Origin of the sequence: Methylobacterium sp. E-045, assembly GCF_022829685.1 — a bacterium.
Lineage (GTDB): Bacteria > Pseudomonadota > Alphaproteobacteria > Rhizobiales > Beijerinckiaceae > Methylobacterium.
Window position 1 is genome coordinate 1 of record NZ_JAKSYE010000014.1, and the last position, 20,810, is coordinate 20,810.

The 20,810-nt window shown below is 67.4% G+C and carries 23 protein-coding genes, 1 tRNA gene and 1 pseudogene; 14 read left to right on the forward strand and 11 right to left on the reverse strand.

The genetic code is table 11. From position 1 onward, the window contains the following. The 4 genes and pseudogenes from MKK51_RS00690 to MKK51_RS00705 form a co-directional block, all read left to right on the forward strand. Positions 1 to 219, forward strand: a pseudogene (locus tag MKK51_RS00690) (hypothetical protein); the annotation flags it as partial. A gap of 13 nt (positions 220 to 232) precedes the next feature. Then, complete coding sequence (gene ychF / locus MKK51_RS00695; protein WP_243974365.1) at positions 233 to 1,330, forward strand: redox-regulated ATPase YchF; 1,098 nt, start codon at positions 233 to 235, stop codon at positions 1,328 to 1,330. Positions 1,331 to 1,555: 225 nt separating this feature from the next. Continuing rightward, positions 1,556 to 2,551, forward strand: a complete 996-nt coding sequence (locus MKK51_RS00700) for a MaoC family dehydratase (protein ID WP_243974367.1) — start codon at positions 1,556 to 1,558, stop codon at positions 2,549 to 2,551. Positions 2,552 to 2,611: 60 nt separating this feature from the next. Further along, positions 2,612 to 2,863: an antitoxin MazE family protein gene (locus MKK51_RS00705; RefSeq protein WP_243974369.1), complete on the forward strand. Its 252-nt coding sequence runs from the start codon at positions 2,612 to 2,614 to the stop codon at positions 2,861 to 2,863. A gap of 142 nt (positions 2,864 to 3,005) precedes the next feature. Here the strand turns inward: MKK51_RS00705 and mtnA are convergent, their stop codons facing one another. The 4 genes from mtnA to trmD all read right to left on the reverse strand — a co-directional run bounded on the left by mtnA (position 3,006) and on the right by trmD (position 8,356). Beyond that, positions 3,006 to 4,103, reverse strand: a complete 1,098-nt coding sequence (mtnA, locus tag MKK51_RS00710; protein ID WP_243974370.1) for an S-methyl-5-thioribose-1-phosphate isomerase — start codon at positions 4,101 to 4,103, stop codon at positions 3,006 to 3,008. A 339-nt stretch (positions 4,104 to 4,442) separates the two neighbouring features. Next, a complete protein-coding gene (gene serA, locus MKK51_RS00715) occupies positions 4,443 to 6,035 on the reverse strand; it encodes a phosphoglycerate dehydrogenase (RefSeq protein WP_243974371.1) in 1,593 nt (530 codons plus the stop codon). A gap of 280 nt (positions 6,036 to 6,315) precedes the next feature. Then, positions 6,316 to 7,482 carry a phosphoserine transaminase gene (locus MKK51_RS00720; protein ID WP_243974372.1) on the reverse strand — a complete coding sequence of 389 codons (1,167 nt, stop codon included), beginning with the start codon at positions 7,480 to 7,482 and terminating at the stop codon, positions 6,316 to 6,318. Positions 7,483 to 7,624: 142 nt separating this feature from the next. Further along, positions 7,625 to 8,356 (reverse strand): tRNA (guanosine(37)-N1)-methyltransferase TrmD, encoded by a 732-nt coding sequence (gene trmD / locus MKK51_RS00725; RefSeq protein WP_243974373.1) that lies wholly within the window; start codon positions 8,354 to 8,356, stop codon positions 7,625 to 7,627. Positions 8,357 to 8,491: 135 nt separating this feature from the next. Between trmD and MKK51_RS00730 the strand changes: the two genes are divergently transcribed. Together MKK51_RS00730 and MKK51_RS00735 are read left to right on the forward strand one after the other, a co-directional pair. Further along, entirely contained in the window at positions 8,492 to 9,250 is a 759-nt protein-coding gene (locus tag MKK51_RS00730; RefSeq protein WP_409565591.1) for a class I SAM-dependent methyltransferase, read from the forward strand. Positions 9,251 to 9,329: 79 nt separating this feature from the next. Continuing rightward, positions 9,330 to 10,121 (forward strand): DUF4239 domain-containing protein, encoded by a 792-nt coding sequence (locus MKK51_RS00735; protein WP_243974374.1) that lies wholly within the window; start codon positions 9,330 to 9,332, stop codon positions 10,119 to 10,121. 28 nt (positions 10,122 to 10,149) lie between these two features. Here the strand turns inward: MKK51_RS00735 and rimM are convergent, their stop codons facing one another. The 4 genes from rimM to MKK51_RS00755 all read right to left on the reverse strand — a co-directional run bounded on the left by rimM (position 10,150) and on the right by MKK51_RS00755 (position 13,142). Continuing rightward, positions 10,150 to 10,836 carry a ribosome maturation factor RimM gene (gene rimM, locus MKK51_RS00740; RefSeq protein WP_243974375.1) on the reverse strand — a complete coding sequence of 229 codons (687 nt, stop codon included), beginning with the start codon at positions 10,834 to 10,836 and terminating at the stop codon, positions 10,150 to 10,152. A 12-nt stretch (positions 10,837 to 10,848) separates the two neighbouring features. Next, positions 10,849 to 11,211 (reverse strand): 30S ribosomal protein S16, encoded by a 363-nt coding sequence (gene rpsP / locus MKK51_RS00745; protein ID WP_227439274.1) that lies wholly within the window; start codon positions 11,209 to 11,211, stop codon positions 10,849 to 10,851. 120 nt (positions 11,212 to 11,331) lie between these two features. Beyond that, on the reverse strand, positions 11,332 to 12,894 hold the full coding sequence (gene ffh, locus MKK51_RS00750) for a signal recognition particle protein (protein ID WP_243974376.1): 1,563 nt from the start codon (positions 12,892 to 12,894) through the stop codon (positions 11,332 to 11,334). 17 nt (positions 12,895 to 12,911) lie between these two features. Beyond that, the gene (locus MKK51_RS00755) at positions 12,912 to 13,142 is read right to left on the reverse strand and encodes a glutathione S-transferase (RefSeq protein ID WP_243974377.1); all 231 of its coding nucleotides are present in this window, start codon (positions 13,140 to 13,142) and stop codon (positions 12,912 to 12,914) included. A 307-nt stretch (positions 13,143 to 13,449) separates the two neighbouring features. On the opposite strand from MKK51_RS00755, the gene MKK51_RS00760 reads away from it, so the two are divergent. Further along, on the forward strand, positions 13,450 to 13,647 hold the full coding sequence (locus tag MKK51_RS00760) for an amino acid transporter (RefSeq protein ID WP_243974378.1): 198 nt from the start codon (positions 13,450 to 13,452) through the stop codon (positions 13,645 to 13,647). 252 nt (positions 13,648 to 13,899) lie between these two features. On the opposite strand, the gene MKK51_RS00765 is transcribed toward MKK51_RS00760, so the two are convergent. Both MKK51_RS00765 and MKK51_RS00770 read right to left on the reverse strand, forming a co-directional pair. After that, entirely contained in the window at positions 13,900 to 14,268 is a 369-nt protein-coding gene (locus tag MKK51_RS00765; protein WP_243974379.1) for a hypothetical protein, read from the reverse strand. Positions 14,269 to 14,343: 75 nt separating this feature from the next. Further along, positions 14,344 to 15,366, reverse strand: a complete 1,023-nt coding sequence (locus MKK51_RS00770; RefSeq protein ID WP_243974380.1) for an LLM class flavin-dependent oxidoreductase — start codon at positions 15,364 to 15,366, stop codon at positions 14,344 to 14,346. Positions 15,367 to 15,553: 187 nt separating this feature from the next. Between MKK51_RS00770 and MKK51_RS00775 the strand changes: the two genes are divergently transcribed. Further along, positions 15,554 to 16,468 carry an MBL fold metallo-hydrolase gene (locus tag MKK51_RS00775; RefSeq protein WP_243974381.1) on the forward strand — a complete coding sequence of 305 codons (915 nt, stop codon included), beginning with the start codon at positions 15,554 to 15,556 and terminating at the stop codon, positions 16,466 to 16,468. A gap of 16 nt (positions 16,469 to 16,484) precedes the next feature. On the opposite strand, the gene MKK51_RS00780 is transcribed toward MKK51_RS00775, so the two are convergent. Further along, the gene (locus MKK51_RS00780; protein WP_243974382.1) at positions 16,485 to 17,186 is read right to left on the reverse strand and encodes a glutathione binding-like protein; all 702 of its coding nucleotides are present in this window, start codon (positions 17,184 to 17,186) and stop codon (positions 16,485 to 16,487) included. A gap of 180 nt (positions 17,187 to 17,366) precedes the next feature. Between MKK51_RS00780 and MKK51_RS00785 the strand changes: the two genes are divergently transcribed. The 6 genes from MKK51_RS00785 (at position 17,367) to MKK51_RS00810 (ending at position 20,798) form a co-directional block, all read left to right on the forward strand. Next, positions 17,367 to 17,630, forward strand: a complete 264-nt coding sequence (locus tag MKK51_RS00785; protein WP_243974384.1) for a hypothetical protein — start codon at positions 17,367 to 17,369, stop codon at positions 17,628 to 17,630. A gap of 69 nt (positions 17,631 to 17,699) precedes the next feature. Then, a complete protein-coding gene (locus tag MKK51_RS00790) occupies positions 17,700 to 17,894 on the forward strand; it encodes a hypothetical protein (RefSeq protein WP_243974385.1) in 195 nt (64 codons plus the stop codon). 72 nt (positions 17,895 to 17,966) lie between these two features. Further along, complete coding sequence (locus tag MKK51_RS00795) at positions 17,967 to 18,218, forward strand: PilZ domain-containing protein (RefSeq protein ID WP_243974386.1); 252 nt, start codon at positions 17,967 to 17,969, stop codon at positions 18,216 to 18,218. 128 nt (positions 18,219 to 18,346) lie between these two features. Beyond that, positions 18,347 to 18,423: transfer RNA gene (locus MKK51_RS00800), tRNA-Pro, on the forward strand. A gap of 49 nt (positions 18,424 to 18,472) precedes the next feature. Beyond that, a complete protein-coding gene (locus MKK51_RS00805) occupies positions 18,473 to 18,784 on the forward strand; it encodes an ETC complex I subunit (RefSeq protein ID WP_243974387.1) in 312 nt (103 codons plus the stop codon). A 601-nt stretch (positions 18,785 to 19,385) separates the two neighbouring features. Then, a complete protein-coding gene (locus MKK51_RS00810; RefSeq protein WP_243974388.1) occupies positions 19,386 to 20,798 on the forward strand; it encodes a glycosyltransferase family 61 protein in 1,413 nt (470 codons plus the stop codon). The last annotated feature ends 12 nt before the right edge of the window (positions 20,799 to 20,810 follow it).

The following is a 20,810-nucleotide window of genomic DNA, read 5'->3' on the forward strand; positions in this document are numbered from 1 at the left end:
TGCACGGCGCCCCTCGACGCGCAGACCCACCGGGCGGCGATCGTCATCGAGGAGCGCTACCGCTTCTCGTGGTGGGACAGTCTCGCCATCGCCTCCGCGCTCCAGGCCGGATGCCAGTTCTTCGTGTCCGAGGACATGAGCGACGGCCAGACCGTCGATACGCTTCACATCGTCAATCCCTTCACGACTCACGCCGGCGCGACGCTGGCACTCACCTGACGGACACGCGATCATGGGCTTCAAATGCGGCATCGTCGGCCTGCCGAACGTCGGCAAGTCGACCCTCTTCAACGCGCTGACGCAGACCGCGGCGGCCCAGGCGGCGAACTACCCGTTCTGTACCATCGAGCCGAATGTCGGCGAGGTGGCGGTGCCGGACCCGCGCCTCGACGATCTGGCGAAGATCGCCGGCTCGAAGGAGATCATCCCGACCCGGCTGACCTTCGTCGACATCGCCGGCCTCGTGCGCGGCGCCTCGAAGGGGGAGGGGCTCGGCAACCAGTTCCTCGCCAATATCCGCGAGGTCGATGCCATCGCCCATGTGGTGCGCTGCTTCACCGACGGCGACGTGACCCATGTGGAGGGCAAGGTCGACCCGAAGGCCGACATCGAGACCATCGAGACAGAGCTGATGCTCGCCGACCTCGACAGCCTCGAGAAGCGCCTCTTCGCCCTGGAGAAGAAGGCCAAGGGCGCCGACAAGGAAGCCAAGGAGATGCTCGACCTCGTCCAGCGGGCGCTGCCGCTCCTGCGCGAGGGCAAGCCCGCCCGCCTAGTGAGCCGCAAGCCGGAGGAGGAGAAGCTGTTCCAGACCCTCGGTCTGATGACGGCCAAACCCGTCCTCTACGTCTGCAACGTCGACGAGGGCGATGCCGACAAGGGCAACGCCTATTCCGAGGCGGTGATCGCCCAGGCCAAGGCCGAGGGCGCGCGCGCCGTGGTGGTCTCGGCCAAGATCGAGAGCGAGATCGCGGTGATGCCGCTGGCCGACCAGGGTGACTTCCTCGAAGCGGTGGGGCTTGTGGAGCCGGGTCTCAACCGCGTCATCCGCGCCGGCTACGAGCTCCTCGGTCTCATCACCTACTTCACCGTGGGACCGAAGGAGGCGCGCGCCTGGACCGTCGAGAAGGGCACTCGCGCCCCGGCGGCGGCGGGCGTGATCCATACCGATTTCGAGAAGGGCTTCATCCGCGCCGAGACCATCGCCTTCGCCGACTACACCGCCCTGAAGGGCGAGAGCGGCGCCAAGGAAGCCGGCAAGTTCCGCCTCGAGGGGAAGGAGTACGTGGTGCAGGACGGCGACGTGCTGCATTTCCGCTTCGCCAATTGAGGGGTCGATACGTCCTCGCCTCTGCGGCACCGAGGGGGATATCCCCTCTCCCCGCGCGCAGGGCTACTGGATCGAACAATCTGTTGTTTCAGGCAGACCGCGTCCCTCTCCCCCTTGTGGGGAGGAGGGCTGCGCATCCCGCGACATGTGTGACCATCGCAGACGGGCGAAGGGAGGGGGCTGCTGCCATCGCCAGTGTGGCTCCATCCATCGATGAGAGGTTCAATGACCGGCATCACCTTCGAGGATTTCACCCCCGGCGACGTAATCGAGGGCGGCCCGCTCGTGGTCACCCGCGATGAGATCGTCGCCTTCGCGACGGAGTTCGATCCGCAACCGTTCCATCTCGACGAGGAGGCGGCCAAGGCGACGCTCGCGGGGCAGCTGATCGGCTCCGGCTGGCAGACGGCCGGGTTCGGCATGCGCCTGCTCCAGGCCCATGTCTTTCGCGGCGCCACCTCCATGGGCTCGCCCGGCATCTCGCAGCTGCGCTGGCTGCGCCCCGTCCTGCCGGGCGACGCCCTGCGAATTTCCACCAAGGTGGAGGAATGCCGGGCCTCGAACTCCAAGCCGGATCGCGGCTTCGTGCGCTTCACCCTCACGGTCCTGAACGGCCGCGACGATGTGGTGATGATCCAGGCCTTCACGGTGATGTTCGCCCGGCGCGGGGCCGATCCCCTGCCGCCGCGCGCGGTAAATCCGGCCGAGCCCTCGCCCGTCGTCGAAGGCGAGGACGCCGAGACGCTGCTCTTCCTGAAACAGGCCAAGCTCGGCACCGTCCGCGACCTCGGCCGGCACGTCTTCACCCCGGAGGCGATCGTCGCCTTCGCACGGGCCTATGACCCGCAGGCCTTCCACCTGGACGCGGACGCCGCGAAAAAAACTCATTTCGGCGCGCTCTGCGCCTCCGGCTGGCACACGGCGGCGGTCTGGATGAAGCGCCTGCACATCACCCGCCAGAGGGACATCGAACGGACGGAGCGCGACGGCCCGGTGCCGCAGCTCGGCCCCTCGCCGGGCTTTCGCGACATGCGCTGGCTCGCCCCGGTCTATGCCGGCGACACGATTCGCTATGCTTGCACCCTCCTCGACAAGCGCGAGTCGGCCTCACGCCCCGGCTGGGGCGTGGCCACCCATCACAACACCGCGCAGAACCAGCGCGGTGAGCGGGTGTTCGAGTTCACGGGGTCGGTGTTCTGGCAGTGGGCGCCGGCGGGCTGAGCGGCGGCGCCCCAACATCGAAGGCAGACGTCTTTGGCATTCATGCTTGGGCGCGGTAGCATGACGCCACAAGCGTTGAGGTTTGCCGTGAGCGCTCCACCGAAGCCCGAACCGATCATAGAGACCATTCGTCAGCGTCACGCCCGCCTGCGCCGCCAGGGATTACGGCTGGTGAGGATCTGGATTCCGGATCCAAGCTCCGCTTCGTTCGCCGAGGAAGCACATCGTCAATCGGCGGCGGTCGCCACGAGCCATCACGCCAAGGACGATCAGAGCTTCATCGATGCCGCGTCGAATTGGGACGAAGCGTGAAGCGTGGTGAAGTCTGGACGAGGACGATATCGCCTGGCTCGACCGCGCGATCTTCGTTTTCCTCGGTCTAGCCTCGATATGACCGGCTGAGTCCACAAAGGGCTCTCAGCCGCCGCCGGAGACGGCGGGAAGTCGTCCCTCGCTAAGCCTCCGAACGCCGCTCAGGATACAGCGACAGCAACCCCTCCGCATCCGCCGAGGCCACGCCGCGCTCGGTGATGATCCCGGTCACCAGCCGGGCCGGCGTCACGTCGAAGGCGGGGTTCGCCACCGGGCTGCCGGGCGACACCACCTCGATCGTGGCGAAGCCGCCATCGGCGAGGCGGCCGGTGAGGTGCGAGACCTCGCGGGCGTCGCGCTCCTCGATGGGGATCTGCGCGACGCCGTCGTCGAGGGTCCAGTCGATGGTGGAGAAGGGCAGGGCGGCGTAGAACGGTACGCGGTTGTCGGAGGCCGCCAGCGCCTTCAGGTAGGTGCCGATCTTGTTGCAGACGTCGCCCGAGGCCGTGGTGCGGTCCGAGCCGACGATGCAGACGTCGATCTCGCCATGCTGCATCAGGTGGCCGCCGGCATTGTCGGCGATGACGGTATGGGGCACCCCGTGCGCGTTGAGCTCGAAGGCGGTGAGCGCCGCGCCCTGGTTCCGCGGTCGGGTCTCGTCCACATAGACATGGACCGGGATGCCGGCCTCGTGCGCCACGTAGATCGGCGCGAGGGCGGTGCCCCAATCGACGGTGGCGAGCCAGCCCGCGTTGCAATGGGTCAGCACGTTGAGGCGCCGCCCCTTGGCCTTGTGGAGGTCGGCGAGGATCGCGGCGCCGTGGCGGCCGATGGCGTGGCAGCTCTCGACATCCTCCTCGGCGATGCGCCCGGCCTCGGCGAAGGCAAAAGCGGCCCGCTCGGGAAGCGCGACCTCGCGCAGCTTGGCGGCGACACGGTCCAGTGCCCAGCGCAGGTTGATCGCGGTGGGGCGGGTGGCGGCCAGGGTCTCGACGGCGTGGTCGATCCCGGCATCGGAAGCGTCCCGGCGCAGGCCCAGGGCCAGTCCGTAGGCCGCAGTCACGCCGATGAGCGGCGCGCCGCGCACGATCATGGTGCGGATGGCGACGGCCGCTTCGTCCAGGGTGGCGAGCCGCTTCAGCTCGAAGGCGAAGGGCAGGCGGGTCTGGTCGATGACCTCGACGGAGGCGCCGTCGGCGGCGGGAAGGATGGTGCGGTAGGGTTTGCCGTCGATGTTCATGGGCGGGCCTCTCGCATGTTCCGGGCGCAAGGGCCAGTCCTTGGGCCAAGCGCCATGCTTCCTGCTTCGATCAGGAGCGGGTGCAAGACGTTGACGGCCAGCCGGTGGAAATCCCGCCCAACCTTCCCTGGCTCGCCGGGCAAGATTCACGGGAAGCGCGATGCCTTGGCATGAGACAGCAAGCGCGAGCCCTCTCCCCTCAGCGGGAGAGGGTGGCCTTCGCGTCAGCGAAGGTCGGGTGAGGGAAGCGACGCCTCCGGAAAGACCTGTGCCGGCCCCTCTCCCGCCCGCTCCGCGGGCACACTCCCCCGCAGAGGGGGGAGGGTGGGCTCGCCCCGTTCAGAAGTTCACCGGCCGCGCCCGCTTCACCTGCGGGATCGTCTCGATCTCCGCCCGCACGCCCTCGGAGATCGGCGCATCCACGGCGCAGAAGCAGATGGCGTTGCCGCCCTCTTCCTCGCGCCCGAGATTGAACGTGGCGACGTTGACGCCGGCCTCGCCGAGGATGGTGCCGAGCCGGCCGATGAAGCCCGGCTTGTCGAAGTTGCGCACGTAAAGCATGTGCGGCGCGAAGGCGGCGTCGATGGCGATGGAGCGGATCTCGATAATCCGCGGCTTGCCGTCATGGAACACCGTCCCGGCGGCGTCGCGCGGCATGTCCTCGGCATCCACGGTGATGCGGATGACGGATTCGTAGTCGCTCGCCCCGCCCTCGCGCTTGATCTCGTCCACCACGATGCCGCGCTCGCGCGCCAGGGCGGGGGCGGAGACCATGTTGATGTCCTGCAGGAACGGCCGCAGCGCCCCCGTCACCGCCGCCGCGGTGAGCGCGCGGGTGTTCATCCCGGCGACGGCGCCTTCATAGGTGATGCGGATGCCCTTGATCGGCGCGTCCGTGAGCTGGCCGAGGAACGAGCCGAGCTTTTCGGCCAGCGCGACGAACGGCTTCAACCGGGGGGCCTCATCCGCCGAAATGGACGGGAAGTTGATCGCGTTGGTGATGGCGCCGGTCATCAGGTAGTCGGACATCTGCTCGGCGACCTGCAGGGCCACGTTCTCCTGAGCCTCGTTGGTGGAGGCGCCGAGATGCGGCGTGCAGATGACGTTCGGGTGGCCGAAGAGCGGGTTGGCGGTGGCGGGCTCCTCGATGAACACGTCGAAGGCCGCCCCGGCCACATGGCCCGCATCGAGGGCGGCACGGAGGGCCACCTCGTCCACGAGGCCGCCGCGGGCGCAGTTGACGATGCGCACGCCGGGTTTCGTCCGGGCGAGGTTCTCCGCCGACAGGATGTTGCGGGTCTTGTCCGTCATCGGCACGTGGAGCGTGATGATGTCGGCCCGCGCCAGGAGGGCATCGAGCTCGACCTTCTCGACGCCAATCTCGAGAGCGCGCTCGGGGGAGAGGTAGGGGTCGTAGGCCACGACCTTGAGCTTCAGGCCGATGGCGCGGTCGGCGACGATGGCGCCGATATTGCCGCATCCGATGACGCCCAGCGTCTTGCCCGTGAGCTCGACGCCCATGAAGCGGTTCTTCTCCCACCTGCCGGCCTGGGTCGACAGATCCGCCTGGGGGATCTGCCGCGCGAGGGCGAACATCATCGCGATGGCATGTTCGGCGGTGGTGATGGAATTGCCGAAGGGCGTGTTCATGACGATGACGCCGCGCGCCGTGGCGGCCGCGACATCGACGTTGTCGACGCCGATCCCGGCCCGGCCGATGACCTTCAGCCGGGAGGTCTGCGCCAGCACCTTCTCCGTGACCTTGGTGGCCGAGCGGATGGCCAGACCGTCGTAATGGCCGATGATCGCGGCGAAGCGTTCCTTGTCCTTGCCGAGGTTGGGGAAGAAATCGACGTCGATTCCACGGTCACGGAAGATCTGGACAGCCGCGTTCGAGAGGGAATCGGAAATGAGCACCTTGGGAGCAGCCATGATGGCCTCCGGCTCTTGAGGACGGGAATTGTTTCGGGGGTGAGGCGTGACCTATCATTCCCTCCTCCCAGCGAGGGCGCTCGTCTCCACGTGTCCGTAGGTCACGCACGGGTTCCCTCTCCTGAAAGGAGAGGGACAGGGTGAGGTGTGTGACCTTTCCCGAGATGGACCACACCTCACCCCAACCCTCTCCTTCCAGGAGAGGGGGCCATGGTGCCTTACGCGCACATCTTCTGCGGGGCGAGGCCTAGCTTCTTGGGTGGGGGACCGTAGTGTCGCCTCACGCAGCCTTGGCGAGCTTGGCCTTCTCAGCCGCATAGGCCCAGTCGAGCCACGGCATCAGGGCCTCGAGGTCCGAGGTCTCCACCGTGCCGCCGCACCAGATCCGCAGGCCGGCCGGGGCGTCGCGATAGGCGCCGATGTCGAAGGCGATGCCCTCGGCATCGAGCGTGTCGGCGATGCCCTTGGCCACCGACGCCACCGTGGCGTCGCCCTTGGCCAGCACGTCCGGATCGGTGATGACGAGGCAGACGCCGGTGTTCGAATACGTCGCCGGATCGACGGCGAGGTGCCCGATCCACGGGGTCCGCGCCACCCAGTCGTGGACGACCCTGGCGTTGGCGTCGGCGCGGGCATGGAGCGCGTCGAGACCGCCGATGCCTTGCGCCCAGCGCAGGGTGTCGAGGTAATCCTCCACCGCGAGGAGCGAGGGCGTGTTGATCGTGTCGCCCTTGAAGATGCCCTCGATCAGCTTGCCGCCCTTGGCCATGCGGAAGACCTTCGGGATCGGCCAGGCCGGGGTGTTGCTCTCGATGCGCGCCACGGCGCGGGGCGAGAGGACCAGCATGCCGTGCGCGGCCTCACCGCCCATGACCTTCTGCCAGGAGAAGGTGACGACATCGAGCTTGGCCCAGTCGAGGGGCATGGCGAAGGCGGCCGAGGTGGCGTCGCAGATGGTGACGCCGTCACGGTCGGCGGCGATCCAGTCGCCGTTCGGCACGCGGACGCCGGCGGCGGTGCCGTTCCAGGTGAAGATGACGTCGTTGTGCCGGGTGTCGATGGCCGACAGGTCCGGCAGCACGCCGTAGGCGGTCTGGTGGACGATGGGCGCGATCTTCAGTTCCTGCAGCGCGTCGGTGACCCATTCGGAGCCGAAGGCTTCCCAGGCGGCGACTTCGACCGTCTTCGGGCCGAGCATCGACCACATGGCCATCTCGACGGCGCCGGTATCGGAGGCGGGGACGATGGCGATGCGGTAATCGGCGGGCACGCGCAGCACGGTGCGGGTCAGCTCGATGGCCTCGACCAGCTTGGCCTTGCCGGCGGGGGAGCGGTGCGAGCGGCCGAGGGCGGCGTTCTGAAGGGCCTGGAGGGTCCAGCCGGGACGCTTGGTGCAGGGGCCGGACGAGAAGTTCGGCACGCGGGGGCGCGTGTTGGGACGTGTCATGACAAAGTCCATCCTTACAGATGAATGCTCCTCGTTGGGGAGGAGTGGCCCGGTGCTGCCAATGAACCTCTCGCAGCGACTTAGCAAGATGCTCGCGCGAGAAATTCAGTCCCGCCCAGAACAGGGGTGCCCGGTTTCCCGATCAAGTCTTTGAGAATGGGACCTTTGTCGGGTGAGACTTTCCCGTGTCCAGCAGGTCGGGCCGGCGCTCGCGGGTGATCCGTTCCGCCTCGTCCCGGCGCCAGCGGCCGATGGCGCCATGGTTGCCGCCGGTGAGGATGTCGGGGATCGCACGGCCCTCCCAGTCCCGCGGCCGGGTGTAGTGGGGATATTCAAGGAGGCCGCCCTCGAAGCTCTCCTCGTCGCCCGAGACCGCCTTGCCCATGACGCCGGGCAGCAGGCGCACGCAGGCATCGATGGCGACGAGGGCCGCGACCTCGCCGCCCGACAGGATGTAGTCGCCGATGGAGACCTCTTCGAGTTGCCTCGCCGCGATCACCCGCTCGTCCACCCCCTCGAACCGGCCACAGACGATGACGACCCCCGGCCCCTGGGCGAGGTCGCGCACGCGGCCCTGGGTCAGGGGGCGGCCGCGCGGGCTCATGAGCAGCCGGGGGCGGGTATCGCCGGGGGAGGCGGCGGCATCGATGGCCGCACCGAGCACATCGCAGCGGAGCACCATGCCCGCGCCGCCGCCGGCGGGGGTGTCGTCCACCGCCCGGTGGCGGCCGATCCCGTGCTCGCGGATCTGACGGGCCTCCAGGGTCCAGGTTCCCCGCGCGAGGGCATCGCCCGAGAGGGACATCCCGAGGAGCCCGGGAAACATCTCGGGGTAGAGGGTGAGGATCGTGGCGGACCAGGGCGCGCTCGTCATGCCGCTTGATGGCGCGTGTGGTGAGGGCGGGTCAACAATGCCCTTCTCTCTTACGCCGCGACAGACTTCGCCGATACGCCAACGCGTTGCAACCGGGGGAGGGCACTTCCCGGGGGGCGACCTCGTTGTCCCGCCATGTCCCGTCGTCTTGCCATGTCCCGTCGTCTCGCCCTCGCGGCCTGCCTCGCCCTCATCGTCCCGGCCTTCGCCGCAGAGCCGCTGGCACCTCCCGGCGCCCCCGCCTCCGCCTTTCCGAGGCCGGACCGGCCGGTGGCCGAGATCATCGCGCCCCTCTGGGCGTCGGAATCCCAGCGCGACCGGGTCGACGAGGTCGGACAGGTCGCCCGGCTGATGCGGATCGCGCCCGGGGAGACGGTGGCCGATATCGGGGCCGGCAGCGGCTATTACACGGTGCGCCTCGCCGAACGCGTCGGGCCGCAGGGCCGTATCCTCGCCGAGGACGTGACGCCGCGCTACCTCGCCGACCTGACGGCGCGCATCGCGCAGGCCAAGCTCGGGAACGTCACCGTGGTACGGGGCGAGCCCCACGACCCGAGGCTCCCGTCCGGCTCCCTCGACGCGGCGGTGCTGGTCCACATGTATCACGAGATCAGCCAGCCCTACGGCCTCCTGCACAACCTCGCCGCCGCCATGAAGCCCGGCGGCCGTGTGGGGATCGTCGATGCCGACGCGATTCCCTCGCGGCACGGTACGCCGCCGGCCCTGCTGCGGTGCGAACTCGCGGCGGCCGGCTACCGGGAGACGGGGTTCTCCGTGCTGGAGGGCGGGGTCGGCTATCTCGCTATCTTCGAGGCGCCCACGGCCGATGCGCGTCCCGCCCCCTCCTCGATCATCCCGTGCAAGGATGGGGCGACACGATCCGACCGGCGATGATCGCGCACGGATTCACGGTTCGGTAGCGGCGAACCTCTAGGGTGGCCCCGCCTCGAAGACCGAGCGGGAGAATGCGTGCGTGGTCCTGACGTTTTGGCTCGATCAGCCTGTCTGGCTGATGTTCGTCCTTTTGAGCGCGGTCTTCGCGGTCTGCATGGGTGCGATCAGCATCCTCTCGATCTGGTCCGCGACCCGGCCGGGCATGCACAAGCTCGGGATCGGCGTCGTCGCCCCCTACTTCAACGCCATCTCGGTGATGCTGGCGCTGCTCACGGGCTTCGTCGCCAACGACGCCTGGGAGCGTCAGCGGCAGGCGACCAAGATCGTCCAATCGGAGAAGACCAACCTCCTCGCCGTGCATGACCTGAGCCTCGCCACGGCATCCGACATGTCCGCCATCCGCGCGAAACTGGTCGCCTATGCCAATGCGCTGATCGACGACGAATGGCCGAAGATGACGGTGGGCGAGTCGTCGGCGACCGCCAACGACGCCCTGGGCCAGCTGATGCAGTCCGTGGCCGATCCCCGGCACAGCGCCGAGGCGGGAGCCGCCGCGCACGGGAGCCTTCTCGACGCGGTGATGAACCTGCGGGCCGAGCGCGGCACCCGCCTCGGCCTCGCCGATGTGCAGGGCGACCAGTCGAAATGGCTCACGCTGATGGTGCTGGCCCTGCTCACCCTCGTGTCCATCGGACTGATCCACGTGGACAAGCCGGTGCCGCAGGCCGTGGCGATGATCCTGTTCTCCATCGCCACGGTGACGACTTTGGGCATGATCGGCCTGCACGAGCGGCCGTTCGACGGGCCGATGCCGGTGACGGCGGCGCCCTTGGAGACGGCGCGGACGGCGATGACCAGCGTCAAGCCCTGACCGGTGCCCCAGTCCGGGCGCGCTCGCCTCAGGCCGGCTCGTCGGGCGGCTTCGGCCCGGCGGGCGCGAACAGGTCGTCCGGCGGATCGACGACGACCCGGCCGTTGGCGACGTCCAGGGTCGGGACGAAGAGTTTGGTGAAGGGCAGGAGCGCGGTGGGACCGCCGAGGGCCGGCTTGATCTCGAGGAGATCGCCGCCGCCGTAATTCGGCACGTCGGTGACGGTGCCGAGGAGCGCGCCGGACACATCCACCACGTCGAGGCCGACGAGGTCGGCCGTGAAGAACTCGTCTTCGTCCTCCGCGGTGCCGAGGCGTTCGCGCGGCAGGTAGATGGCGAGGCGGTTCAGGGCTTCCGCGCCGTTGCGGTCGGACACGCCCTTCACCCGCACCACGAGGAGGTCGGGAGAGGCTCCGCCGGCTCGGCGCACGTCCGTGAGTTCGATACGCTGGCCACCGGCGCCGATCAGCGGCCCGTAGGAGCCGATCGCCTGCGGATCGCCGGTATAGGATTTCAGGCGGATCTCGCCGTTGAGCCCGTGCGCACGGCCGAACTCGCCCATCTGGACGAGGCTCGGATCCGTGGAGGGAAGCGGGACCTCCGGCATCGGCCGGGGCCGATGCGCGGAGGTCGCCGAGCCCGAGCCGATACGGCCCGGGCGGTCGCGACGGCCGCCATCGCCGGTGGGGGTGCTGCCTCCGGGACGGCGCGCCATCGCGGGACCGCCTTAGGCCGCGGCGTCTTCGGCCGGGGCGGCGGCCTTCTCGGCGCGCTTGGCGGCGCGCTCCTTGGCCTTCTCGCCCGGCTCGGCCTTCTGCGGGTTGTTGCGCGCAGGGCGCTTGGCGAGGCCGGCGGCGTCGAGGAAGCGAAGGACGCGGTCGGTGGGCTGGGCGCCCTTGGCGAGCCAGGCCTGGATCTTCTCGGACTCAAGCACGATGCGGGCCGGATCGTCCTTGGGCTTCATCGGGTCGTAGACGCCGACCTTGTCGATGAAGCGGCCGTCGCGGGGGGCGCGGGCGTCGGCGACGACGATGCGATAGTACGGGCGCTTCTTGGCGCCGCCACGGGTGAGGCGAATCTTGAGGGACATGGTTGTGCTCCTAGAGGTTACTGGGTCTGGTCATGAGGCGAATGGCGAATGGTAAGTGGCGAATGGAGCTCCGAACCGCGCCCCACCTCTTCGCCCTTCGCCATTCGCCATTCGCTCAATTCATTTCTTCTTCCCGAATGGGAAACCGCCGAGGCCCGGCAGACCGCCCGGCCCCTTCGGTCCTCCGAGCCCCGGAAGGCTCGGCATCTTTCCGCCGCCGAAGCCCGGCGGCATGGGCGGCAGCTTGCCGCCCATCTGCTTCTGCATGGCCTCGATCTGCTCCGGCGTCGGCTCCGGCATGCCGGGGGGAAGGCCGGGCATGCCGCCCATCCCGCCGCCGCCGAGACCGAACATCGAACCGAGCGCCTGGCCGATGCCGCGCTTGCCCGAGCCCATCGCCTTCATCATGTCGGCCATGGTCCGGTGCATCTTGAGGAGCTTGTTGAGCTCCTCCACCTTCGTCCCCGACCCCGCCGCGATGCGCTTCTTGCGGGAATTCTTGAGGATGTCGGGATTCTTGCGCTCCTGCGCGGTCATCGAGGAGATGATGGCGCGCTGGCGCTTGAACATGTTCTCGTCAAGATTGGCGCCCTCGACCTGCTTCTTCATGGCGCCCATGCCGGGCAGCATGCCCATCAGGCCGCCGATGCCGCCCATCTTCTCCATCTGGGCGAGCTGCATCGACAGGTCGTCGAGGTCGAACTTGCCCTTGCGCATCTTCTCCGCGGTGCGGAGCGCCTGCTCGTGGTCGATGGTCTCGGCCGCCTTCTCCACCAGCGAGACGATATCGCCCATGCCGAGGATGCGGTTGGCGACGCGGGAGGGGTGGAACTCCTCCAGGGCGTCGACCTTCTCGCCGGTGCCGACGAGCTTGATCGGCTTGCCGGTGACGGCACGCATGGAGAGGGCCGCGCCGCCGCGCGAATCGCCGTCCATGCGGGTGAGCACGATACCGGTGACGCCCAGGCGCTCGTCGAAGGCGCGGGCGGTGACCACCGCGTCCTGGCCGGTGAGCGCGTCGGCCACCAGCAGGACCTCGTGGGGCTTCGTCGCCGCCTTCACCTCGGCGGCCTCGGCCATCAGCGCCTCGTCGAGGGTGATGCGGCCGGCGGTGTCGAGCATCACCACGTCGAAGCCGCCCAGACGCGCGGCCTCCATGGCGCGACGGGCGATCTGCACCGCAGACTGGCCCTCGACGATGGGCAGGCTGTCGACGCCGACCTGACGCGCCAGGATCGCCAGCTGCTCCATGGCGGCCGGGCGGCGGGTGTCGAGGGAGGCGAGCAGCACCTTCCGCTTGTCGCGGTTGGTCAGGCGCCGGGCGATCTTGGCGGTGGTGGTGGTCTTGCCCGAGCCCTGGAGACCGACCATCAGGATGGCGACGGGAGCAGGCGCATTGAGATCGATGAGGCCGGCTTCCGAGCCGAGCATGGCCACGAGTTCGTCGTTGACGATCTTCACGACCATCTGGCCGGGGGTCACCGACTTGACGACGACGGCGCCCACCGCCTTCTCGCGCACCTTCTCGGTGAAGCCGCGCACCACTTCGAGGGCCACGTCGGCTTCGAGCAGGGCGCGCCGCACCTCGCGGAGCGCCGCGGTGACGTCGGCCTCCGTGAGCGCACCCCGGCGGGTGAGCCCGGAGAGGATACCGGACAGGCGGTCGGACAGGCCTTCGAACATCGCGTGTGTCTCCGAACCTACTGGAACAGGCCGGCGGACGAGACGCGGCGCGCCTGTAGCGCGGCCTCGAAACCGCTGATCGCCGCCGCGAATTTGTCCCGGCACTCGGGGTTGCAGAACCCGACCACGGCGCCGTTGTAGAGCGTCAGGGAATCGGCCGCGATCGGCTTGCCCGACCAGGGGCAGACCTCGTTGACCGCATCCTCGATGCGAAGGGGTTCATGGACTGGCGACAGGGCGAGACTCACTCGACTGGATCGGCGGAGCGACGACCTGTTCCCAACGCGAAACTCGCCCGAGGGCGCATCGCGCTGTCGGGCGTTGACCTCCGGCCTCGCAGGGCCGGTCGGCGTTCGAATTGACGACATGTCGTCGAATGAAGTGTGAGGCGGTTAGTCCGATGACGGCGGCAAGTCAAGTTTTCGCGGTTGCGGCCTGACCTTCCACTCGGCAGCCGGCATCGTGAGACTGCCGCATCGACGGACCGGTCATACCGTTCGGACGGACATCGGACGGGGGCGCCATGGATGCCGAACGCGATGGATGAGAGAAACAATGGGTAACGGGAACGATGCCGGCTCCCAACTCGTCGCGAACGAGCGCGCGAAGCTGACGGCGGCCTATGTGAACGGTGTCGCCATCGCCGTCCTGGCCGTCGGAGGTCTGGCACCGCTCTTCGCCCAACGCACGGCCGCACCGGGTTCGCCCGGTCAGCCTTGGCTGACACCCGCTCTCTCATTGCTTTGCATCTGAGTCAGCGGAGTCCTACATTGGGCGGCAAGAGGTTTCTCGCGGGAACTCCGGTGATGGACGCGCACACCCTGACGTCGCTGCTGTTTCCCATCGGCGCCCTGGCGCTGGGACTCGGAACGCTCTGGTTCGCGCGTCGCGCGCATTGAGCAGCCTGCCCCGAGGGAACCGCTTCGCCCCGGGATGACCGGGCGCCCCCGGCAGCGTCTCCGGCGCGGGATCGGCCGCCGGCACAGACGAGCGACGGCAACACGATCACCGGGCCTCGAATTTCGGCTTTCGCAATTCCGCCTGGAGTTTCAGAACCTCGTCGAGGGTCATCGAGCGGCTGCTCCAGTTCGTCTCCATGATGTTGATGGCGGTGAAGCTATAATGGGCCTTGCCGCCATAGGCGTCGAAGGCCGTCCCGTCCGGGTCCGGCGCCACCGGCTTCACGTAATCGACCCGGTAGGACGGGTGGCCGCCCTTGCCCGTCACCGCGATGCGGACCGACGCATTCCCGTGCCGCTTCTGGCAGAAGCGCATGTTGGTGAGCAGCCGGCTCAAGTAGGCATCGGCCTCCTCCAGGTTCGGAACCACGTCCGCGAGGGTCGCGTCGGAGGGAAGGTGCGTCTTATTGATCATGTCGGCCTATAGGGTTGGTGGCGCACCATAGGCACACCATTCCGGCGACGCGAGACCCCGCCGGCGCAGCTGGGGTCAGCCCGCGACGAGTTCCCGCGCCGGCGCGGTCCGGACCGGCGCCGCGGCCACATCCGCCAGGATCTCGTAGGAGCGCACGCGCGCGGCATGGTCGTGGATGGCGCTGGCGACCATGAGTTCGTCCGCGCCGGTCTCGGCGATCAGGTCCGCCAGCCCCCGGCGCACGGTCTCCGGCGACCCGACGATGGCGCGGGCGAGCATCCCCGAGGCCTGGCGCTTCTCGGAGGGCGACCAGTAGGTCTCGATATCGTCGATGGGCGGCGGCAGCAGGCCCCGCGTGCCGCGGAACATGTTGGCGAATTGCTGCTGCGCCGAGGTGAACAGGCGGCGTGCCTCGGCGTCGGTCGCGGCCGCCACGACGTTGACGCCGACCATGGCATGGGGCGCGCTCGACTGCTCGGACGGGGTGAAGCGCTCGCGATAGACGCCGAGCGCCTGGATCAGGGCATCCGGCGCGAAATGCGAAGCGAAGGCGTAGGGCAGGCCGAGCATGGCGGCGAGCTGCGCCCCGAACAGGCTGGAACCGAGGATCCAGAGCGGCACCTTCGTGCCCGTCCCAGGCACCGCCTGGATCACCTGGCCCGGCTGCGCGTCGCCGAGAAGCGCCTGGAGTTCGAGGACGTCCTGCGGGAACTGGTCCGACGTCTCGGGCGAACGCCGCAGGGCGCGCAAGGTGCGCTGGTCGGTTCCGGGCGCCCGGCCGAGGCCGAGATCGATCCGGCCCGGAAACAGGGTCTCCAGGGTGCCGAACTGCTCGGCGATGACCATGGGCGAGTGGTTCGGCAGCATGACCCCGCCGGCCCCGACGCGGATGCGGCTCGTGCCCGCCGCCACATGGCCGATCACGACGGAGGTCGCCGCGCTGGCGATGCCCACCATGTTGTGGTGCTCGGCGAGCCAGAACCGCCGGTAGCCCAGGCGTTCGGCGGCCCTGGCGAGGTCGAGGGTGTTGCGCAGGGCGCCGCCGGGGGTCGAGCCCTGCGGCACGAAGGCGAGGTCGAGAACCGACAGAGGGATCATGAATCGCGTGTCCGTTTGCATCGGCGACCGGCTCGCGCCGGCCATGAACGTCCCCATAGCTAGGGAAGATCGAGACGGGACCGCCGCTTCGCAAGCGGGCCGACCGGCGCGGGAGCCATGCGTTCAGGCCGGCTCCGGGGTGAGGCGATCGTCACCCGACCCGCGACAGCGCCCCGCGGCGACCTATATGGCTGTGCCCCGACGTCCCGCCCCGAACCCGAGCAACGCCGCCGTGTCTCCCGGATACCTGCCCTTCGCGGGCGCCCTCGATCTCCCCGCCTATACCTGTGACAATTGCGGGTACTGGCAGCGCCATTTCGAGCCGCCGCCCTCGTGCCCGATGTGCCTCGACGCACGTCACGTGGTGCCGCAGAAGGGCTGGCAGTTCTGGAGCGAGCGCGAGGCGCAGGAGCGCTTCCCCTGCCATTGGGAGGAGCTGGAGCCGGGAATCTGGCGGTTCTGGAACGATCCCGTCTCGGGCATCGGTCCGAGCGCCTACCTGATCCAGACGCCTCACGGGAATATGGGCTTCGAGGCCTGCCCGGTCTTCAGCGAGGCGGCGCTGAAGCACATCGCTGCCCTCGGCGGCATGCAGGTCCTGTCCTCCTCGCACCCGCATGCCTATGGGGCGCTGGTGCAGCTGCAGGACCGGTTCGACCCGGAGCTGTGCCTGCCGGCCGCCGACTTCATCTGGAGCGCGGCGCTGCAGGTCTCCTGGCCCTATGACGACTTCCTCGAACCGCTCCCCGGCCTCGAACTGCACCGCACCGCCGGGCATTTCGACGGCCACGCCGTGCTGTTCGACCGATCGCGAAAGATCCTGTTCTGCGGCGACGCCCTCAAGTTCGAGCTCGACCCGAAGGATTTCCGTCGGGCCGAGACGATCTCGGCCCACAAGGCCTTCGTGCGCGGCGTGCCGCTCACCACCAACGAGTTGCGCCGCTACCGCAACGTCTTCGCCCAGCTCGACTTCACCCAGACCTGGACGCCGTTCGAACCGGCCGCCAATTGCGGCCGGGCCGAAGTCCTCGCCCTCATCGACGGCATGCTGGCGACCCGCCCGCATGCCGCTCCGGTGAGGCTCGACAGCCTCCGGCGTTAGATCAACCCCGCTTGGGTCAGACGCGTTTGGCGGTCTGGCCGAACATGACCTTCTTGGCGTCCTCGCTCATGGTCTTGCCGTGGTCGGGATTGACCTCCGGGGCGCGGGCGTAGGCGGCCTTGGTCGCCGGGCGCTCGGCGATGGCCGTGAACCAGCGCTTCAGGTGGGGGAAATCGTCGAGGTTCTGGCCCTGCTTCTCCCAGGGGACGATCCACGGATAGGAGGCCATGTCGGCGATGGAATAGGCGGGACCGGCGACGAACTCGCGGTCGGCCAGCCGATGATCGAGGACGCCGTAGAGGCGGTTCGTCTCCTTCACGTAGCGCTCGATGGCGTAGGGGATCTTCTCCGGCGCGTATTGCGAGAAATGGTGGTTCTGGCCGAGCATGGGCCCGAGCCCGCCCATCTGCCAGAACAGCCATTGCAGCACCTCGGCCCGCCCCGGCAGGTCGGCGGCGATGAAGCGTCCGGTCTTCTCGGCGAGATAGAGCAGGATCGCCCCCGATTCGAAGAGGGTGATCGGTGCGCCGCCCCCCGGCGGTTCGTGATCGACGATGGCGGGCATCCGGTTGTTGGGAGCGATGGCGAGGAAGTCCGGCTTGAACTGCTCGCCCTTGCCGATGTTCACCGGCTTGATCGCGTAGGGAAGCCCGGTCTCCTCCAGGAACATCGTCACCTTGTGGCCATTCGGCGTCGGCCAGTAATGTAGATCGATCATCGAAATTCCTTTCAGCGCGCCGCGCGTGCCGGGGAGCGCCGAAGGTCGAGTTGGCGACCGGCCGCACGGAGGTCAAGCCGCGCCGTTCACTCGAATGCGAGGGATTGTTCGAGCGATCGATTCAGAGGTATCGTGCTTGCATGATCCTTCACGGGGAGACCCGAGCGGGAGAGTGGCAGGATGAGCAGCGCGATCTCGATCACCAGCGGCGGGATGGTGGCGGCGTCCCAGCGCTTCGGCAACGCGGCGGAACAGATCGCCGCGGTCGGCATGACGCTTCCCAGCCCGACGCAGGTGGAGACGAACCTGCCCAGCGCGACGCAGGTGGACCTGTCCAGTTCGGCCCTGCAGCTGATGGAAAGCAAGGCGGGCTTCGATGTCGGCACGGCCGTCCTGAAATCGACCCTCGACACCGAGAAGCGCGTCCTCGACATCCTCGTCTAGCATCCCGCTCGTGTAGCGTCCCGCGCCACGAGGCATCGCAACCCCATCCATCGACGGAGGCCCCTCCCGATGACGATCACGGTTTCGCTGAACTCGCTCGGACTGTTGAAAGCCCTCGACGTGGTGACGAGCGCCCGCATGGAGGCCCTGCGCAACCGGGAGACCGAGACGAAGCTGGTCTCCGTCAATGTGGGCGCGCCCACCGCACCGACCGTGAGCGCCCGTCCGACAGGCCAGGACCGCGTCGTCGACGTGTTGGTCTAGCAGACGACCGAAGGCCTGAAAATTAACCGGCGTCGATGACAGTCGATGTCCGGTTAGAGCGGGATCCATGACGTGACTACCAATCGTCGCAGTGCCTCACGCAAGGATGCCTTTCGCATCGGGGCGCTTTCCTTCGGGGGCAGCCGGGCGGATATCGACTGCCTGGTCTGGGACCAGTCCGAAACCGGCGCCCAGATCGAGGTCGAGGCGCCGGAGGCGGTTCCGGATCAGTTCACCCTGGTGATGACGGCCTACGCCAAGCCCCGCGCCTGCACCGTGGTCTGGCGACGGGATCGGAAGCTCGGCGTCACGTTCTCCGTCTGATCCGCATCGCCGTCGACGTGGGGGGGCGAGGGAAATCCGGCCCTCCTTCACCATCGTGGCGGTTATCGCTGCGGCGCGCTTGCTGTTTGCTCCCAAAAACCGTACCTCCGCACTGCGCGCGAGCGTGTCGGGGTGTAGCGCAGCCTGGTAGCGCATCTGGTTTGGGACCAGAGGGTCGTAGGTTCGAATCCTATCGCCCCGACCAATCGCCTGCGTATCGGCCGTCCCCTCCTGCTGGAGCTATCGACCCCACGATGCCGAGTGCCCGAATCTTCCAGCCCGCCAAGGATGCCTCGCAATCCGGCACGGCCCGCACCAAGGCATGGCTGCTGGAATTCGACCAGAGCTCTCCGCGCGACACCGACCCCCTGATGGGCTGGACCGGGTCGTCGGACATGCTGCAGCAGGTCAGGCTGTCGTTCGACACGCAGGACGAGGCCGTCGCCTACGCCACCCGCAACGGCATCACCTACCGGGTCGAGCAGCCCCAGAAGCCCGCGATCCGCAAGGGCCTGTCCTATTCGGACAACTTCAAGTTCAACCGCACGGCTCCCTGGACGCACTGACGGGTCTTCGGAGCCGTCAGCCGAGCGCCCGGCTCAGAGCTGAATCAGGATCGTGACCGCGCCGAAGATCAGGACCGACGCAACCGCGACGGCGAGCAGGATCAGTGCGGCGCGTGATTCGCGCATGTCATCATCGGTCATCGAACCCATGCTACAACATCGGGTGACATTCTGGGAGTGGGACCGGAGAAGGCGGATGGTCGATCGATAGCGGCACGAGACCTGCTTTTCAGATCGGAATGGACCAGATCACCTTCATGCTATCGCGGACCTCCCTGTGGATGAGGTCGTGATCGCGGCGCAGAGAAACTTGATTGATTGTGCGGCCATGACATTGAGAGTGGTTGCACATACGATCCAGAGGACGATCGGATTGATTGTAGGTCTCGCAAGCGTCACTCGCTCCCATACCGACTATTGGACGCGAGAAATCACCGGAGACGATAGCCTCAGTCATTCATCAAGACTTCATAATCGCGAACTGTTGGGCGACAGTCGACCAATTTACGCCGCAAGGTTATGACAAATGGATCGCGATACGACATTGATGAATAATTCGCTTATTATAGGATCGCCCGCCAATGAGAGCTTCCACCGAACAATGCGCAAGCTGAAAGGTTTCGCTTCTGCGGGGCGCTGGCTCAAACTTCTCCTGACCGCCAAAAAGAGCGAAAGTCCAGTCGATCATCCCTATTTCCTCGATTATCAACTGCGCGCTGCTCTCGAGCTCGGCGATGAGGCCGAGATTAAACGTTGCTGTGCCGAAAGCCGACAGATCGATGATGCCGGTCGTGTCATCAAACTCGTGTCACTGGCCACGAAGTGGAAGCGACCACTCGACGCCGCTGAGATGCTAAATGGGCTTCCTCCTGATTTTAAATCAGACAAGGCCCGGCGGCTCGCAGTACGCCTCAAGAAGATGCCGAAAGACCGCGTTACACGCCGCGAAGTCCATCGGCTGATCTCAAGATTCATAGCGCCGCAGGCCGCACGAACGGAAACCGTGACACATCGTTTTCCCACCGACTCGGAAAATTTCAGCGTGCCCCCGTCGCGTATCGAGGTCGTCCGCCTCGAAGGTATCGAACCGGCGATAGAGGAACTCGTCAAGACTCTGTTTACCAAGTTCGAAGAGCGCCTCGAAGAAAAGAAGTTTCCCGTCGTCACGGAATACAGAGACGTTTTCACCAATGAATTGGGAATGATCTGGTCCGCGGACGGAAGCGTCTTCCAGGCATCGAACCGCGGCGGACCAAGTGTGACCGACCCAACCTCCGTACCCATCTTCGAAGCAGCCTTCAGCTGCGCCGGCCGGCACAAAGGCTATTTCGAGTGGATCGTGCGACGGCTGAGCGGCCTCGCCTGGCGCCTTGATCCCAGCACGCCCGACTGCCCAATCCTGCTCCGGAAGCAACATCTGAGCTTGGCCAAAGACGCGCTGGGCGTGCTCGGTATTGCCGAAGACAAGCTCATTGCAATCGAGAGCCCGGTATTCTGTCGCCGGCTATACGTGGGACACGCGGAGATGGGCGTACTGCCTCGCAGGGATGCCTTCCAGAGGACGTACGGCGACCTTATCGCCGCGGCGGAACACCGGAACGATCGCGACGTGCCTCGCCGCTTCTATATTTCCCGCCGCGATTCGGCACGCCGCTCCATGGCCGGCGAACTGGATTTCGAGACGGCTCTCGCCGAACGCGGTATCACACCCATCGTGCTCAGCGAGCTTGGCTTGCTCGAGAAAATCAATCTCTTTCGCGACGCGGAACTGGTCGTCGGCGCACATGGCGCCGGCTTGTCGCATCTTGTCTTCGCTAAGCCAGGCGTGAGGGTCATCGAGATCGCGCCCACCACGTTGGCCAAATCCAAGATGCTGGGCGTGCAGACGTGCTTCACGCGGTTGTCAGCCGTCTACGGGCATCATCATACGTTCGTGCTCCAGCCCATGGACCCGGTGACGTTCGAGTGGTCGCCCAATATCGCGGATATCGATAGGGTGCTGGCCGCCGGCTGATGTCGCTCAATA

Excerpts from the sequence above, each read along its gene's own strand:
- MKK51_RS00790 (WP_243974385.1), top strand. The coding sequence starts at position 17,700 with ATGACGATCACGGTTTCGCTGAACTCGCTCGGACTGTTGAAAGCCCTC.
- MKK51_RS00770 (WP_243974380.1), bottom strand. The coding sequence starts at position 15,366 with ATGATCCCTCTGTCGGTTCTCGACCTCGCCTTCGTGCCGCAGGGCTCG.
- MKK51_RS00805 (WP_243974387.1), top strand. The coding sequence starts at position 18,473 with ATGCCGAGTGCCCGAATCTTCCAGCCCGCCAAGGATGCCTCGCAATCC.
- MKK51_RS00730 (WP_409565591.1), top strand. The coding sequence starts at position 8,492 with ATGTCCCGTCGTCTTGCCATGTCCCGTCGTCTCGCCCTCGCGGCCTGC.
- MKK51_RS00720 (WP_243974372.1), bottom strand. The coding sequence starts at position 7,482 with ATGACACGTCCCAACACGCGCCCCCGCGTGCCGAACTTCTCGTCCGGC.
- MKK51_RS00700 (WP_243974367.1), top strand. The coding sequence starts at position 1,556 with ATGACCGGCATCACCTTCGAGGATTTCACCCCCGGCGACGTAATCGAG.
- trmD (WP_243974373.1), bottom strand. The coding sequence starts at position 8,356 with ATGACGAGCGCGCCCTGGTCCGCCACGATCCTCACCCTCTACCCCGAG.
- MKK51_RS00775 (WP_243974381.1), top strand. The coding sequence starts at position 15,554 with ATGGCTGTGCCCCGACGTCCCGCCCCGAACCCGAGCAACGCCGCCGTG.
- rimM (WP_243974375.1), bottom strand. The coding sequence starts at position 10,836 with ATGGCGCGCCGTCCCGGAGGCAGCACCCCCACCGGCGATGGCGGCCGT.
- serA (WP_243974371.1), bottom strand. The coding sequence starts at position 6,035 with ATGGCTGCTCCCAAGGTGCTCATTTCCGATTCCCTCTCGAACGCGGCT.
- mtnA (WP_243974370.1), bottom strand. The coding sequence starts at position 4,103 with ATGAACATCGACGGCAAACCCTACCGCACCATCCTTCCCGCCGCCGAC.
- MKK51_RS00785 (WP_243974384.1), top strand. The coding sequence starts at position 17,367 with ATGAGCAGCGCGATCTCGATCACCAGCGGCGGGATGGTGGCGGCGTCC.
- MKK51_RS00765 (WP_243974379.1), bottom strand. The coding sequence starts at position 14,268 with ATGATCAATAAGACGCACCTTCCCTCCGACGCGACCCTCGCGGACGTG.
- ffh (WP_243974376.1), bottom strand. The coding sequence starts at position 12,894 with ATGTTCGAAGGCCTGTCCGACCGCCTGTCCGGTATCCTCTCCGGGCTC.
- rpsP (WP_227439274.1), bottom strand. The coding sequence starts at position 11,211 with ATGTCCCTCAAGATTCGCCTCACCCGTGGCGGCGCCAAGAAGCGCCCG.
- MKK51_RS00810 (WP_243974388.1), top strand. The coding sequence starts at position 19,386 with ATGCGCAAGCTGAAAGGTTTCGCTTCTGCGGGGCGCTGGCTCAAACTT.
- MKK51_RS00705 (WP_243974369.1), top strand. The coding sequence starts at position 2,612 with ATGACGCCACAAGCGTTGAGGTTTGCCGTGAGCGCTCCACCGAAGCCC.
- ychF (WP_243974365.1), top strand. The coding sequence starts at position 233 with ATGGGCTTCAAATGCGGCATCGTCGGCCTGCCGAACGTCGGCAAGTCG.
- MKK51_RS00780 (WP_243974382.1), bottom strand. The coding sequence starts at position 17,186 with ATGATCGATCTACATTACTGGCCGACGCCGAATGGCCACAAGGTGACG.
- MKK51_RS00760 (WP_243974378.1), top strand. The coding sequence starts at position 13,450 with ATGGGTAACGGGAACGATGCCGGCTCCCAACTCGTCGCGAACGAGCGC.